15 protein-coding genes are annotated in these 14,023 nt (G+C 32.1%); 11 read left to right on the top strand and 4 right to left on the bottom strand.

All coding sequences use genetic code 11. The features are described from left to right. The first annotated feature begins 72 nt into the window (after window positions 1-72). A complete protein-coding gene (locus ABNT22_RS07170; RefSeq protein WP_348715274.1) occupies window positions 73-3,030 on the top strand; it encodes a DEAD/DEAH box helicase in 2,958 nt (985 codons plus the stop codon). A gap of 49 nt (window positions 3,031-3,079) precedes the next feature. Here ABNT22_RS07170 and rocD read toward each other — a convergent pair whose 3' ends face one another. The 4 genes from rocD to ABNT22_RS07150 form a co-directional block, all read right to left on the bottom strand. Next, window positions 3,080-4,318, bottom strand: coding sequence for an ornithine--oxo-acid transaminase (gene rocD / locus ABNT22_RS07165; RefSeq protein ID WP_348715273.1), 1,239 nt, complete (start codon window positions 4,316-4,318; stop codon window positions 3,080-3,082). A gap of 187 nt (window positions 4,319-4,505) precedes the next feature. Then, the gene (locus tag ABNT22_RS07160; RefSeq protein WP_348715272.1) at window positions 4,506-4,994 is read right to left on the bottom strand and encodes a pyridoxamine 5'-phosphate oxidase family protein; all 489 of its coding nucleotides are present in this window, start codon (window positions 4,992-4,994) and stop codon (window positions 4,506-4,508) included. Then, window positions 4,984-5,370 carry a DUF6768 family protein gene (locus ABNT22_RS07155; protein WP_348715271.1) on the bottom strand — a complete coding sequence of 129 codons (387 nt, stop codon included), beginning with the start codon at window positions 5,368-5,370 and terminating at the stop codon, window positions 4,984-4,986. The genes ABNT22_RS07160 and ABNT22_RS07155 overlap by 11 nt, the downstream gene beginning before the upstream one ends. A 4-nt stretch (window positions 5,371-5,374) precedes the next feature. Continuing rightward, window positions 5,375-5,917 (bottom strand): RNA polymerase sigma factor, encoded by a 543-nt coding sequence (locus ABNT22_RS07150; protein ID WP_348715270.1) that lies wholly within the window; start codon window positions 5,915-5,917, stop codon window positions 5,375-5,377. 136 nt (window positions 5,918-6,053) lie between these two features. On the opposite strand from ABNT22_RS07150, the gene rlmD reads away from it, so the two are divergent. From rlmD to ABNT22_RS07100, 10 genes are all read left to right on the top strand, one after another. Next, window positions 6,054-7,505: a 23S rRNA (uracil(1939)-C(5))-methyltransferase RlmD gene (gene rlmD, locus ABNT22_RS07145; protein WP_348715269.1), complete on the top strand. Its 1,452-nt coding sequence runs from the start codon at window positions 6,054-6,056 to the stop codon at window positions 7,503-7,505. A gap of 102 nt (window positions 7,506-7,607) precedes the next feature. Then, window positions 7,608-8,090, top strand: a complete 483-nt coding sequence (locus ABNT22_RS07140; protein ID WP_348715268.1) for a DUF6452 family protein — start codon at window positions 7,608-7,610, stop codon at window positions 8,088-8,090. Then, on the top strand, window positions 8,071-8,772 hold the full coding sequence (locus tag ABNT22_RS07135) for a DUF6048 family protein (RefSeq protein WP_348715267.1): 702 nt from the start codon (window positions 8,071-8,073) through the stop codon (window positions 8,770-8,772). Before ABNT22_RS07140 ends, ABNT22_RS07135 begins: the two co-directional genes overlap by 20 nt. Window positions 8,773-8,832: 60 nt before the next feature. Continuing rightward, complete coding sequence (locus ABNT22_RS07130) at window positions 8,833-9,780, top strand: isopenicillin N synthase family dioxygenase (RefSeq protein ID WP_348715266.1); 948 nt, start codon at window positions 8,833-8,835, stop codon at window positions 9,778-9,780. A gap of 2 nt (window positions 9,781-9,782) precedes the next feature. Then, a complete protein-coding gene (locus ABNT22_RS07125; RefSeq protein ID WP_348715265.1) occupies window positions 9,783-10,106 on the top strand; it encodes a translation initiation factor in 324 nt (107 codons plus the stop codon). Between the two features lie 125 nt (window positions 10,107-10,231). Next, window positions 10,232-11,176 (top strand): DUF1835 domain-containing protein, encoded by a 945-nt coding sequence (locus ABNT22_RS07120; protein WP_348715264.1) that lies wholly within the window; start codon window positions 10,232-10,234, stop codon window positions 11,174-11,176. Continuing rightward, window positions 11,177-12,046 (top strand): nucleoside phosphorylase, encoded by an 870-nt coding sequence (locus tag ABNT22_RS07115; protein WP_348715263.1) that lies wholly within the window; start codon window positions 11,177-11,179, stop codon window positions 12,044-12,046. A gap of 3 nt (window positions 12,047-12,049) precedes the next feature. After that, window positions 12,050-12,910 carry a substrate-binding domain-containing protein gene (locus ABNT22_RS07110; protein ID WP_348715262.1) on the top strand — a complete coding sequence of 287 codons (861 nt, stop codon included), beginning with the start codon at window positions 12,050-12,052 and terminating at the stop codon, window positions 12,908-12,910. 22 nt (window positions 12,911-12,932) lie between these two features. Next, complete coding sequence (locus tag ABNT22_RS07105; protein ID WP_348715261.1) at window positions 12,933-13,091, top strand: hypothetical protein; 159 nt, start codon at window positions 12,933-12,935, stop codon at window positions 13,089-13,091. Window positions 13,092-13,155: 64 nt separating this feature from the next. Further along, a complete protein-coding gene (locus ABNT22_RS07100) occupies window positions 13,156-13,875 on the top strand; it encodes a hypothetical protein (RefSeq protein ID WP_348715260.1) in 720 nt (239 codons plus the stop codon). The last annotated feature ends 148 nt before the right edge of the window (window positions 13,876-14,023 follow it).

Here is a 14,023-nt window from a genome sequence, read left to right as displayed (position 1 = left end):
TATCGTTTTTAAATTTTAAATTCCTATTTATAAAGTTTACTTTCGCCTTCTTTTTAAGGGTTACAAGGGGAAATGAACAACGAAAAAAACTGGTTACACTATTACAAAAATAGTTTGTTTGATAGTGAGAATCTCGCTATTGACATTAGTCGAATAAAAAACTTATTTAAACAAAATAATTCTAATTTAAGTACACCACTGCTTAATAAGAAAAATGCCAACGTTTTATTAGACGCTGAAGAAAATCGAATAAACCGTTTAAGAGGAATTACTAAAAAAGATAGTAATAACTGGCACAAAGTTGAGGAAGCGGAAATATTAATAGCACCATTTCATTTACAATATCAAACCGATAATCCGAAGTTTAAAGACAAGGTTATTTATCCTTTTTGGGTAAGTGCTAAAATTGATAAATCAGGAAATTTAACTACTCCTAGAGAGCTTTTTCCTTTGATTGTTCGAAATTTTTTAGCTCCAATTGCCGATGTTAAAAATGATTTTATCTTTTCGTCTATAGACAATGTACTTCAAGCACAAGAAATAGAAGCCCCTTATGCTGAAGAAGGCGGAACTATTGGTTGGGATGTATATTGGGATTATATTAATGAGGTATTTGCTGAAGTAACTCATAAAAACTTATCTAATTATAAAGCCGAAAGGTATACCACCAAATTTGAGTTGACCTATTTTGCAACGAGTTCTAAAATATCTACAGCAAAAAGCATCTTATTTGTATATGATAATTTATTAGACACCACAGAGGAAGCTCCTTTACTTTCTAAGCTTATCTCTCCTGCTCAACGAGAAAAAAGAGAGGCTGTAACTGATTTTGAATTTCTAAGTAACAACCATCTTCATTTAGGACAAATGTCTAATGAATTCCCACTTTCTATCACACAAAGAAAGACTTTATTATCTTACTTAACTGCTGAAGAAAATTCAGTTATGGCGGTAAATGGACCTCCAGGAACTGGAAAAACAACTTTATTACAAAGTTTGGTAGCTACAGAAGTAGTAAAGGCTGCTATTCGAGGGGAAGACGCTCCTTTAATTGTGGCTTGTTCAAACAACAACCAAGCAGTAACCAATATTATTGATAGTTTTATCAATTCTAAAAGTACCATGAATGAACTTTCGGAAAGATGGATTCCTAACTTTCATGGCTATGCAACCTACCTTCCATCTAGTTCAAAAAGTGAAAAAGCCTTAAAAGGGGTCAACTTTTTAAAAGGAAACTTATTTGGTCATGAGGGAACACTTTGTGACTTAGAAAACGAACAATATTTGTTTGAAGCCAAGCATTATTTCTTAGATAAGTTTAATTCATACTTTAATCTAGAAGCTTACGAATTAGAAGATGCTTGTAATCATTTACAAGAAGAGATTTTCAATATCGAAGACCAACTTTTAGACAGTGTAGATTTTCCAAGTAACTACCTAAAATCTATTGCACAAATCAACAAATATTTGTGCAAGCAAGAAGATATTATACACGGATTTCATTTAGAAATCACCAAACTTCAAGACTGGAGAAAAGAGTTAACAGAGCTGAAAGCTCTTGAAAAAGACAAAGATTTTCTTAACAAAGGAAAAGAATATCTTGCCATAGAAGGTAACACAGAAAACAAGACATTTAAGGTTACTAAAGATGTTTTAGAAAACCAAAAGCAGTTGAGTAACTTCTTAAAACAGTTAATCAACCAAATCAATATTGCATTGCAATCTAACTTAAAACTAAAAAATTGGATTGTAAAAAATAAGATAAAAGGATTCCCTTCTATTTCTGAAGAAGAGATGTGGAAAAATGAATATGGTAAATTAGATGTAGATGAACTGAAGCATGAATTCTTTTATGATGAATTAGATCTTAATCTTCGCCATAAAGCCTTTTTATTAGCAACTCACTACTGGGAAGCTCGCTGGATATTACAAACTACGGAAGTTCTAGAAGAAGATTTAGAAAGAGGTACTGGAGAAAATGCTATTAGAGAAAAATGGAAGCGTCGTGCTATGCTTACCCCTTGTTTTGTAGCTACTTTCTATACCGCTCCGTCTCATTTTTTTTACAGTCAGTTTATAGAAAAGAATCAAGAAGGTAGACCTATTTTTGAATACTTTCCTCTCTATAACTTTTTAGATTTATTAATTATTGATGAGGCTGGACAGGTTACTCCAGAAGTAAGTGTTCCCATGTTTGCCGTTGCTCAAAAAGCTTTTGTTATTGGTGATTTAAAACAAATAGAACCTATTTGGTCTATTCCGCCAAAAATTGATTTAGGAAACTTATCAAGTGTGCAGGTTGTCTCAAATCCAGCAGATTATGAATACCTAAAAGAACTAGGATTTTTAGCCTCTAACGGAAGTATTATGAAAATGGCTCAAAATTCTTGCGAATACGTTACCACACTATCCAACCAAAAAGAACAAGGGTTAATTTTATTAGAACACAGAAGATGTAATGATGAAATAATTGGTTTTTGCAATGAACTTGCCTATAATGGTATTCTAAAACCAATGAAAGGAAAGGCTAAAGATGATCAAGTTTTCTCTTCGATGGTAGCCTATCATGTAAATGGGGTGAGCGAACGTAAATACAATAGTCGTTGTAATATGGAAGAAGTAAAGGCCATTACCACATGGTTACAGCAAAACAAAGAACATATACAGAACGCCTATAATGTAGAAGATATTGAGAGTGTTTTAGGAATCATTACTCCTTTTGCAAGTCAAAAAGGAGAGCTTTCAAAGGCCTTGAATGAAGCCGGATATAATGTTAATAAAATGAAATTAGGTACCGTGCATGCCTTACAAGGAGCAGAACGTAACATAATTCTTTTTAGTTCGGTATATAGTAATGACGATGAGGGTACTTTATTTTTTGATAAAGACAACAAGCCTAATATGTTAAATGTAGCGGTATCTAGAGCAAAAGATAGTTTTATACTATTCGGTGATACCCGTATTTTTGATGAAACACAAAATACACCTTCAGGAGTTTTAAAGAAACATTTACAAGTTTTAGATATATAAAAAAAGGGAGCGAAAAATCGCTCCCTTTTTATTTATGTAAAAAGAATTATTAAAATTCTGAAATAGTCTTTTTAATTATAGAAATACAATCCATTAATTGCTCTTCATTCATTACTAATGGTGGCGCAAAACGAATAATATTACCGTGAGTTGGTTTTGCTAATAAACCGTTATCACGTAACTTCATACAAATATCCCAAGCCGTTGAACTATCTTCTGTATCATTAATAACAATAGCGTTTAACAATCCTTTACCTCTTACTAAAGTTACTAGATCATTTTCTTTAGCAAACTCAGATAACTCTGCTCTAAATATTTTTCCTAAGCGCTCAGCATTTTCTGCTAACTTTTCATCTCTTACAACTTCTAAAGCAGCAATTGCTACTGCAGCAGCAACAGGATTTCCTCCAAAAGTAGATCCATGATTACCAGGCTTAATAACCTTCATAATATGATCATTTGCTAATACTGCAGAAACAGGATATGCTCCTCCACTTAATGCTTTTCCTAAAATTAAAATATCTGGTTGTACATCTTCATGATTTACCGCTAATAATTGTCCAGTACGGGCAATACCTGTTTGAACCTCATCAGCAATAAATAACACATTGTGCTTTTCACATAAAGCTTTAGCCGCTGCTAAATACCCTTCAGAAGGCACATAAACTCCAGCTTCTCCTTGAATAGGCTCTGCCATGAAACCAGCAATATTATCATTGTTTTCTAAAGCTTCCTCCAGCGCTTTTAAGTTATCGTACTCAATTTTAATAAAACCGTTGGTAAAAGGTCCAAAATTCTTACGAGCAACTGGATCATTAGAAAAAGAAATAATAGTAGTTGTTCTTCCGTGGAAGTTGTTTTTACAAACAATTATTTGTGCTTCATTCTCTTCGATTCCTTTTACTTCATACGCCCACTTTCTACAAAGTTTTAAAGCAGTTTCTACCGCTTCTGCACCTGTATTCATTGGTAATAATTTGTCAAACCCAAAATACTCAGTTGCAAATTTTTCATAACGACCTAACATATCGTTATAAAAAGCACGAGAAGTTAAAGTTAACGTTTGTGCTTGGTTTACCATTGCACCTACAATTTTCGGATGACAATGCCCTTGATTTACTGCTGAATACGCAGATAAAAAGTCATAATACTTCTTACCTTCTACATCCCATACATACACTCCATCTCCTTTACTCAATACTACTGGTAACGGGTGATAGTTGTGCGCTCCATACTTGTCTTCTAATTCAATCGCTTGTTGCGAAGTTAATTGGTCTAAAACAGCCATTTTAAATAATGTTTAAGTGAATAAAATAACCATTCCTTATCTACCTTTATTTTTTCGAGTTTTGTTTAATTGCAGTAGTAACAAATGCTCAAAAAAGCAGCGTGGGAAAGAAATCATCCCTAGAAAGCTGCAAATTACTAAATATTCATTGGTTGTTAAAACTTATGACTAAAATTTAACCAAAAAATCACAATTCTGCTGTCATAATCCCCAATTTCATTTTTTCTACCTTGTTAAAACGAATTTCCCTCACGGTATCCATACCTTTTCCCCATAAATACGTATGTCCTTTAAGTCCTTTTAACAGTTTCATTCTTCTTTCCAATCGACTAAGTTCTTGATCAGAAGCTTTTCTTTGTAATCCTAGTTCACCATATAACTTCAATGCCGGGTGTTTTTCAAACTTGTTTTTATACAAAGACTTAATCCAAAACCATCGACTACTATTTACTGCCAATACACAAACTTGATTATTCACCTCTACATTGGATGTCAGTTTTGAAGAGAATTTTTCAAAATAAAACCCCGTTTGATCTTTATTTAAAAACAAGGTTCCTATTGATGTTACTAAAGGAGTGTTGTCTTTACTAACTGTTGCAATTGAAACATGCAAACTCGTTTTAAAACTAGCTGTTACATGTCTTCTTATTATTTTCCAATTCTTCTTAATGTCCATCTATTTTACTTGATAAAGATGATATTTGAATCTCTAGTCGTTTTAATTCTCTTAGTAATGCCTTCTTATCCATTTGCATCCAAGCAAAAACCTTCAACATACTTACGCCAATTAGAAAAATAATTGTTCCTCCACCCCACTTTAACAACTCTTTCACCTCATCTGCTTTAAAAAACTCAATCATACAATAAATAAAAAGCCCAAAGAATACCAAGGTCATAAAATTCATCATGTACATAATCCATTTGTTCTTTCCTTCAAACAATCCGTAAATCATTTGCAATACATTTTGTTCTTCTAAATCATCGTAAAACTTTGCTTCTTCTTCCGATAACGTTTCCTTAATTAACTTATCTATATCTTCTATATTACTCATACTATTAATGTTTTATAATTGTTTTTAATTTTTCTCTTGCATGAAACAACCTTGATTTAGCTGTTCCTACAGATATATTTAAAAGTGTACTTATTTCTTTTAGAGAATAGGATTGCGTATAAAACAATCGAATTACCATTTGTTGCTCTTTCGACAATTTTTGAATCGCTTGAAGCAACTTTCTTTTGAGCAACTCATCCTCATCACTTTCTTCTATAGATTCTTCTCTTATCTCATTACTATATTTTTGAAGTTTGTGCTCATTTCTTTGATTGGCACGTAACCAATCAATTGTTTTTCGTTGCACAATACTAATAGCCCACGACTTGAATTTTTCCGGCTCTTGTAAATCATACAACTTATTAAATATAACCCTCCAACTTTCTTGTACAATATCTTTTGCCAAATCGGCATCTTTCACTTTATAAAAAGAAAGCTTACAGAAATATAAATGCCATTTCTTTACCAAGTAATTAAGAGCAATTTTATCTCCTGATTGATAGGCTAACACTAATTCTTTATCAGATATGGGTTTTGTTTTTTTCATCTTCAAATACACCTAATGGACGTAGAAAAAATTAAAAGGTTCAATTTTCTTTTAAAAATAAAAATTTAAGTGCGTCTTAGGCATATTTCAAAACATATCTTTTTCCTAATTTTGCAATCCATAAATTATAATCATAATGCCACGTAGAGAACGAAACAAGTTTGTAAAAAGAAATCAGGTTATAGAAATTTTAATTGAAGATTACGCCTTTGGCGGAAAGGGAATTGGTCGTATTCGTTCTGAGGAAGGGGTTTTTGTGGTATTTGTTCCTAATACTCTTCCTGGGCAATTAGTTAAAGCTCGTGTTGACAAATCAAAAAAGAAATATGCTGAATGTAAATTAATTGAAGTTTTAAAACATTCAGAGGATGAAGTTGAAGTACCATACCAAGATATTCCAGGAGCGCCGTATATTCAATTACCTATTGATTTACAACATCAATATAAAAAGGAAAGTACATTATCTTTATTTAAACGTATTGGTAAAGTTGAAAATATAGAAGATTTATTTGATGAGTTTGTTAGCTCTCCAAATGTATTTCATTATAGAAACAAAATGGAATATGGATTTTCTGCTATTGGATACGATCGTGTAAATAAAACTGACATCGATGAATTTACTTTAGGTTTTAAACGTAGAGGTGTTTGGTGGATGGGAGATAATCTTGATAAAGACTCAGGGTTATTTGACAAGCAAGTAGAAGATACTTTAAAGAATATTAGAAACTATTGCCAAGCAACTGGTTTAGCTCCTTGGCATGGCCCTAGAAAAGAAGGTTTCTTTAGATATTTTGTTGTAAGAAAATCGTACAAAACGGATAAACTATTGTTCAATTTAGTAACTACTTCACATGATTTACCTAAATTCGATTTAAACAAGTTTGCTAGTTATTTAGTAGAGCTATTTGGAGAGCGTGTTGCTGGATTATTACATACCATTAACGATGAAACAGGAGATAGAACTATTGCTACTTCTGGGAGCATCAATTTGGTATACGGAAAAGATAAAATCGTGGAAGAATTGTTAGGTTTAAATTTTGAAATTAGCATGAAAAGCTTCTTTCAGACAAACCCTAAATCTGCCGAAAAATTATATACCAAAGTTGTCGATTATGCGCTAGAGAATAAAGATGCCGTAGATAATACCGTAGTAATGGACTTATTCTGTGGAACAGGAACAATTGGGCAAATTATTGCTTCAAAAGCCTATAAGACAAAAATTGTTGGTGTAGATATTGTAGCCTCTGCAATTGAAGATGCAAAAGAAAATGCAAAAAGAAATAATATTGAAGGTTTAGAGTTTTACGCAGCTGATGTTGGTAAATTCTTACTCGAACATCCTCAGTATAAAAACAAAATAAGAACCATTATTTTAGATCCAGCTCGTGCTGGAATTGCCCCTAAAACATTGAAGAAAATCATTCAATTAAATGCAGACAGAATGGTTTATGTTTCTTGTAACCCTGCAACACAAGCAAGAGATACCGAACAGTTGAGAGAAGCTGGATACAATATTAAAAAAATTAGTTTAGTAGACCAGTTTCCGCATACATCTCATATCGAAACCGTTGTTCTATTTGAAAAATAATCTAAAACCAGTCAATTGACTGGTTTTTTATTTATAGACGAACACTTAATTTCTCATTATAATTATTCTTACTTTTGGCTTAACGTAATGAATAATACTTCAATGAAAAAATATAGTTTTTTAATTATCATCTTCACCTTATTAATTGGGGCTTGTGAAAAAGATGATTTTTGTACAGACTCTAGAACTACTCCAAGATTAGTACTCAGGTTTTATGACAAAGATGCCAATACTGATTTGAAAAATGTTGAGCGTTTATCGGTAATAGCACAAGGAAAGACAGATAGTCTTTTTACCAATCAAACTACCGATAGCATTGCTATTCCTTTAAATTCTTTGGAAACCGAAACTATATATACCTTAAAAGTAAATAATGTAGATGGTACTTTAGCCAATAATCAAGTATCTACCATTACCATTCAGTACGCTACTGAAGAAGAATTTGTTTCTCGCTCTTGCGGTTTTAGAATTATCTTTAATAATGTTACCCTAAGTCAAACTGGCGATTGGATAGATGATCTATCTACAACAACGATTACAACCATTGATAACGAAAATACAGCTCATGTTAAAGTATATCACTAATATCATATTTTTATTAGCTTTTACTACTGGTTTTGCTCAGAAATTGACCAATTCAAGTACTACTCAAAAAGACACCACCACTTACAAAACAGCATATGGATTACGTTTAGGTTTAGATATTAGTAAACCTGCCCTCTCTATATTTGACAAAAGCTATAGTGGATTAGAAATCGTTGGAGATTATCGTATTTCAGATAGTTGGTACATCGCTACAGAATTAGGATATGAAGAAGAAATTACTTTTGAAGATTTTTCGCAATCTACATCAAAAGGAAGCTATATTCGATTAGGAGTCAATTATAATGCCTATGAAAATTGGCTTGATATGAATAATGAAATTTATGTTGGTATGCGTTATGGGTTTGCTTTGTTTGACCAAACATTAAACAACTATACTCCTAACGTAAATAATACTTACTTCCCTTCGGCAACTGTAATAACTCCAGATACAGATACTGGGTTAATGGCTCACTGGGCTGAATTTCAACTAGGTATAAAAGCAGAAACCTTTAAAAATTTATTTCTTGGATTTAGCTTCTCTTACAAAGTAGGCTTAAGTATTGACGATCAAGAAAACTTTAAAACCTTATACGCACCAGGGTTTAACAGAGTTTTTGAAAGCGCTACCGGCTTTGGGTTTAATTACACTATTTCGTATTTAATCCCAATTGTTAATAAGTAATTTTCTTTATCACCCTTGTTTTTAATACCTTTACAGTCGATTTAAAAAAAGTTATTAACAATGAGTAAAGTACCAAGTGTAAATTTAGCTGACTTTTTATCTGGTGATGAAAACAGAAAGCAAAAATTCATAAATGAAATAGGACAAGCATATGAAACTATCGGTTTCGTTGCTTTAAAAGGACATTTCTTAGATGATCAGTTAGTTGATGATTTATATGCTGAAATAAAAAACTTTTTCGAATTACCAGTAGACGTAAAGCAGAAGTATGAGATTCCAGGAATTGGAGGACAAAGAGGTTATGTTTCTTTTGGTAAGGAAAGTGCAAAAGGAAAGAAAGAAGGAGATTTAAAAGAGTTTTGGCACTTTGGGCAATACGTAGAAAACAACCCTAAATTAGAGGCAGAATATCCTGCTAATGTAGAAGTTGAAGAGTTACCAAAATTTAATGAAGTTGGTAAAAAAACATACCAAATGCTAGAGAAAACAGCACAGTATGTTTTACGTGCTTTAGCCTTACATTTAGGTTTAGAAGAAACTTACTTTGATCAATATATCAAAAACGGAAATAGTATCTTACGTCCAATTCACTACCCTCCTATTCAAGAAGAGCCTAAAGGAGCTGTAAGAGCAGCTGCACATGGTGATATCAACTTAATCACTTTATTAATGGGAGCACATGGTAAAGGATTACAAGTACAAGATCATGATGGTGTTTGGCATGATGCAATTGCACAACCAGATGAGTTAATGATTAATGTTGGTGATATGCTTTCACGCCACAGTAATAATAAGTTAAAATCTACGATACACCGAGTAGTAAATCCACCAAAAGAATTATGGGGAACTTCTCGTTATTCAATTCCTTTCTTCATGCACCCAATTTCTGAAATGAAATTAGATGTTTTAGAAAATTGTATTGACGACAATAACCCTAAACAATTTGAAGATATTACAGCAGGTGAGTTTTTAAATGAACGTTTACGTGAATTAGGTTTAATTAAATAATAATGGACTTACAAGACCAGTTAAAAAACCTATTCCCTGAGCATCAATTTGAAGAGAAACCAGCTGAGAAAACCTCAGACATCTGGTTGCAGGAAGAACCTTTACTTTGTAAATACGAAAAGCGTAAGGGAAAGCCTACCACTATTATTGATGGTTATAACGGTGCAACAAAAGACTTTAAACTTTTAGCTAAACAAATTAAATCACAATTAAGTGTTGGTGGAAGTTTTAAAGATGATACCATTATTATTCAAGGAGATTACCGTGATCAAATCATGGAGATCCTAAAAAATAAAGGCTTCAATGTAAAACGCGTTGGAGGTTAAAAAAATGCTGGGTTTTATCCAGCATTTTTCTTTTATTTGATTATCAAAGTGTTAAAATTCTACTAACTAATAATAACGTAGAAAAACATCCGTTTATTATACTAAACTATTAAATTCCCTAAACTATGGCTTCTTCTGTATTACACATAACAAATGGAGATTCAACCACAAACCGTTTAAAAGATTTAAAATTTCAAGGTAATATAATTACTTGGAGAGAAATGCTTTGTGAAGGAAAAACAACCATTGATGTTGGTAGCGAAGGCTTCTGGAAAAATAGGTTTGACTTCTTTAAACAATCCTACCAAGTTTCCAAACAGAACTTTATTGACATTACATTAAAAGAATACAGAAATCTTTGTAATCAGAAAAAACAAGATGAAATCGTTCTTTGGTTTGAATATGACTTATTTTGTCAGGTAAATATGTTGGCAGTAATTAGTTGGTTAAAACGCTATAGAAACAATAGGAAAATATCATTAGTTTGCAGTGGTCAAATAGATAATTCTGAAAAACTATTTACTCTAAATGAATTATCTACAGAACAATTAAAAAACCATTTTGAGAATCGCGTTGAACTTAGTCGTGACGATATTGAATACGCAGACTACATATGGCAATTATATTGTTCGGATAGTCCTTTGCGTTTAGAAGCTATATATAAACAAGATGCAACTTCTCCTTTTTTATATTTAGAACAAGCATTAAAAGCACATTTACAACGTTTTCCTTCAGTGAACAACGGATTAAATTCATTAGAAAATTTTATTTTACAAACAGCTAAAGAAACAACTCCAGAAAACAAACAACAGTTTGTAAGAGAACTTCTTACCTCACAAAAAGTTTATGGCTTTGGTGATGTACAATATTTAAGAAAAATGGAGCGCTTGAAAAAGCTTTTTACTTCCTTTGATCCTGTTAAACTTAGTAGAGCTGGTAAGAAAGTACTTGATAATCAATTGAATTATTACGGTCAAATACGTTCAGATTTTTCGTATCTTGGCGGCGCTAAAAAATACAGCTACCTTTATGTAAACACTACAGACAAGCTGTTAAAAATTACAACATAAATGAGTATAAAACATTCTGAGTTAATCTTAAATCCAGATGGTAGTATTTATCATTTGAATTTAAGACCAGAACACATCTCCACTGATATTATTTTTGTAGGAGATCAATATAGAGTAGATAAAGTTACCAAACATTTTGATAGTATTGAGTTTACCACTCAAAAAAGAGAATTTAAAACAACTACAGGTACCTACAACGGTAAACGCTTAACCGTTATTTCAACAGGAATTGGTCCTGACAATATTGATATTGTTTTAAATGAGTTAGATGCTTTGGTGAATATTGATTTAGAAACAAGACAACCAAAAGAAAACCATACGAAACTAAACATTACACGTATAGGTACTTCTGGTAGTTTACAGGCAGATATTCCAGTAAACAGCTTCCTATTAAGTTCACACGCTATTGATTTAAACGGAATGCTACAATCATATCAAGTTGAGGATATTGCCCATTCAGATATAGAAGAGGCATTTATTGAACATACAAATTGGAGCCAAAGAAAATCATATCCATTAGTTATTGCCAATGGAAAATCTTTAGAAGAAAAATTAGTCTCTGACAAAGTTCATCTTGGAATGACTGCTACTGCAGGTGGTTTTTATGGACCTCAAGGACGTGTATTACGTTTACCTTTGCAAGATGCTGATTTGAATGCAAAGATAGATAGCTTTAATCATAATGGAATTAGAGTTACTAATTTAGAAATGGAAACTTCGGCTATCTATGGACTATCGAAGTTGTTAGGACATGATGCTGCCTCTATGAATGCGCTTATTGCTAATAGAGCCAATGGAACTTTTAGTGAAGATCCTGGAAAAGTAGTTGCTGACTTAATAAAATATACTTTAGACAAATTAACCGAGTAACCTATGGTTAACTTAAAAGTAGGTGGTGTACCAGAGCATTTTAATTACCCTTGGTACATCACCCTAAAAAACAAAGAATACACAAAAAAAGGCATTAACCTTCGCTGGAAAGATTTTCCTGGTGGAACGGGTGCTATGTGTAAATCGCTACGTGAAGGCGAAATTGATATTGCCATTGTACTTACAGAAGGGATTATTAAGGATATTATTAACGGAAATCCTTCAAAGATTACTCAAACATTTGTACAAAGCCCTTTAATTTGGGGGATTCATGTAGGTGCAAAATCTTCTTTCAAAACAATCGCTGACTTAGAACATGCTACAGTTGCTATTAGTCGATACGGATCAGGATCGCATTTAATGGCAATTGTAAACGCTCATAACAATGGTTGGGATATTGATAAATTAAAATTTAAAGTTGTTGGTAATTTACAAGGCGGTATTGATGCCTTGACCAATGGAGATGCCGATTATTTTATGTGGGAGCATTTTACAACAAAACCATTGGTAGATAATGGTACCTTTAGAAGACTAGGTGACTGCCCTACTCCTTGGCCATGTTTTGTTGTTGCTGTTAGAAATGAAGTTTTAGAAAATAACTTAGAAGAGGTTAAAACCGTTTTAAATATTATCAACAACTGTACAGAAGATTTCAAGTCAATTGAAAATATAGATCAAACGCTAGCACAACGATATGAGCAGCAATTAGAAGATATACAAGAATGGCTTTCTATTACCGAATGGACAGATGGTAACCCCGTTACAAAGAACTTAATTACACGTATACAAAATAAAATGGTTCACTTTAACGTTATTGATGAGAAGAAAGATTCAGGTGAATTAATTAGAAATCTGTATATTTGACGACTCCTAAAAGATTTAGATAATGAAAAAAGTAGTATTTATTGCAATTTGTATAGTTAGTTTAGTAGGGTTTTCTTCATGTGGAAGCACTGCACCATGCGGATTAGCTAAAAACCAACAAACCAAACAAAAGCAACATCAACAACAGGAAGTATTAGTTGCTGAAGCTAATGCTGAATAGTTGATTTTTCTTATTCAAATTCAATAAATCCGCTAATTAAGCGGATTTTTTTTATTTTTAAAGTATGAAAAAGCTTTTAAAAATTGTCTTGAAACTCCTTGTTTTCACACTAGTCTTATTTCTTATTGATTTATATGTTTTACGAGGTTATTATTCCTCCCCATTAATAAGTAAATTATACTCTCCTAGCGGCATTGAGAAAAAACCAGATGCTTTAAGTATACAAGTCACTAAGAAAGGGAAGGTTTTCCATATAGACTTTAAAAACTCCTCAATAAAACCTTTTATCGTTTGGACATATCGTTGGAAAGCTTTCTTCCCCGTAAATGATTCTATATTTTCATCTCATTATAGACTTAAAGCTGATTTTCCTAAATATCAAAATGAATACAATTATGGATTGGACTGTGGAACAGGTGCTGGAACATTTTCTATAACCCCTTTTGAGTGTTTCTCCTATCAGTTAAAAGAAAAAGATCTATTGAAATATTATTACATGGGAGCTTATCATCAGCATAATAAAAAAGGAGATACCATTAATGACCTAATCTATAACAAACCGCTATTAGTAGTGCATCCAAGAAAAAATACTTTTAAAATTTTCCCTAGAAAAGACCTAACAAAACGAGATAGTATAAACGTTCAATTATATTTACCTGTTTTCTCTTATAACCATCAAGATTTACACTATGTAAAATCCAATTATTTTAAGTTACCTTATTCCAAAATGATTGACCAATTGATTAAAGAAAAAAGCGAGGTTTTTCAGCAAGTCTATGATTAATTCTTTTTCTTAAGCACAGGGACAAACTTAAAATTTCCTAACTCTTGTTTTTCAAATTCTTGAAGTCATTTCAATAACAAAGTATTTGTTAGAAATGGTTATTTTATTTATATATCAAAAACACTTAAATTGTTAATAAAAAATATAA

Source organism: Tenacibaculum sp. 190130A14a, assembly GCF_964048965.1.
Lineage (GTDB): Bacteria > Bacteroidota > Bacteroidia > Flavobacteriales > Flavobacteriaceae > Polaribacter > Polaribacter polynesiense.
This window is presented reverse-complemented; position numbering and strand designations above follow the sequence as displayed.

Bases quoted from the DNA above. Each gene is read 5' to 3' on its own strand.
- ABNT22_RS07170 (WP_348715274.1), top strand. From the start codon at position 73: ATGAACAACGAAAAAAACTGGTTACACTATTACAAAAATAGTTTGTTT.
- rocD (WP_348715273.1), bottom strand. From the start codon at position 4,318: ATGGCTGTTTTAGACCAATTAACTTCGCAACAAGCGATTGAATTAGAA.
- ABNT22_RS07160 (WP_348715272.1), bottom strand. From the start codon at position 4,994: ATGGACATTAAGAAGAATTGGAAAATAATAAGAAGACATGTAACAGCT.
- ABNT22_RS07155 (WP_348715271.1), bottom strand. From the start codon at position 5,370: ATGAGTAATATAGAAGATATAGATAAGTTAATTAAGGAAACGTTATCG.
- ABNT22_RS07150 (WP_348715270.1), bottom strand. From the start codon at position 5,917: ATGAAAAAAACAAAACCCATATCTGATAAAGAATTAGTGTTAGCCTAT.
- rlmD (WP_348715269.1), top strand. From the start codon at position 6,054: ATGCCACGTAGAGAACGAAACAAGTTTGTAAAAAGAAATCAGGTTATA.
- ABNT22_RS07140 (WP_348715268.1), top strand. From the start codon at position 7,608: ATGAAAAAATATAGTTTTTTAATTATCATCTTCACCTTATTAATTGGG.
- ABNT22_RS07135 (WP_348715267.1), top strand. From the start codon at position 8,071: ATGTTAAAGTATATCACTAATATCATATTTTTATTAGCTTTTACTACT.
- ABNT22_RS07130 (WP_348715266.1), top strand. From the start codon at position 8,833: ATGAGTAAAGTACCAAGTGTAAATTTAGCTGACTTTTTATCTGGTGAT.
- ABNT22_RS07125 (WP_348715265.1), top strand. From the start codon at position 9,783: ATGGACTTACAAGACCAGTTAAAAAACCTATTCCCTGAGCATCAATTT.
- ABNT22_RS07120 (WP_348715264.1), top strand. From the start codon at position 10,232: ATGGCTTCTTCTGTATTACACATAACAAATGGAGATTCAACCACAAAC.
- ABNT22_RS07115 (WP_348715263.1), top strand. From the start codon at position 11,177: ATGAGTATAAAACATTCTGAGTTAATCTTAAATCCAGATGGTAGTATT.
- ABNT22_RS07110 (WP_348715262.1), top strand. From the start codon at position 12,050: ATGGTTAACTTAAAAGTAGGTGGTGTACCAGAGCATTTTAATTACCCT.
- ABNT22_RS07105 (WP_348715261.1), top strand. From the start codon at position 12,933: ATGAAAAAAGTAGTATTTATTGCAATTTGTATAGTTAGTTTAGTAGGG.
- ABNT22_RS07100 (WP_348715260.1), top strand. From the start codon at position 13,156: ATGAAAAAGCTTTTAAAAATTGTCTTGAAACTCCTTGTTTTCACACTA.